This window comes from Deinococcus multiflagellatus (assembly GCF_020166415.1).
GTDB classification, from domain to species: domain Bacteria; phylum Deinococcota; class Deinococci; order Deinococcales; family Deinococcaceae; genus Deinococcus; species Deinococcus multiflagellatus.
On record NZ_JAIQXV010000076.1, the window covers coordinates 1 to 563 of the forward strand.

Genomic DNA, 563 nt, shown 5'->3' on the forward strand with positions numbered 1-563 from the left:
CGCCATCCCCGCCCAGGGGCGCGCCAGTTCGATCCCGGCCCGGTCCGCGACGCCCTGCAGCAGCAGCCAGCCCAGGCCCACGCCCAGACCCGCACTCAGGCCGATCACGGTCAGGCCCTGCAGGACCCGACCCGCCTTGGTCAGCACCACTTTCACCAGTTCGACGAGCGCGATCTGCGCCAGCACGAACGCCACCAGAAACACCAGTCCGGGCAGCCCCAGGCCAGAGAGCAGTTGAATATCCATGTTTAAACCGTCCTTTCGTTCAGGCGCCCCTCGGGCACCCGGGTCACTTTGGGTTTGCCATCGCGGCCAACCAGCAGGCGGCCGTCGCTGCTCACAGCAATACTCACCACGAGGCCGGGAATGGGCTGGCCCGCCGTGTCGCGCACCTGCACCCACATCGAGGTGGCCTCGGGCCGTGGTGGGGCACTGGGGGCCGGCGCGGGGGGTGGGGTCACCTGCGCTGGCAGCGCCTGCAGGGCGCGGCGGTAAAACACGCGCACCTCGTCGCGGTGCAGCATAGCTGGGCCGTTCACCAGCGCCCGGGTGCGGTCGATGTC

The 563-nt window shown here is 70.0% G+C and carries 2 protein-coding genes; both read right to left on the minus strand.

Annotated elements, in window-relative coordinates; translation table 11 throughout:
* Positions 1-246: hypothetical protein (locus K7W41_RS23380; protein ID WP_224612954.1), on the minus strand; the 246-nt coding region annotated here is incomplete at its 3' end.
* A gap of 2 nt (positions 247-248) precedes the next feature.
* On the minus strand, positions 249-563 hold a 315-nt coding region (locus tag K7W41_RS23385; protein WP_224612956.1), incomplete at its 5' end, for a hypothetical protein.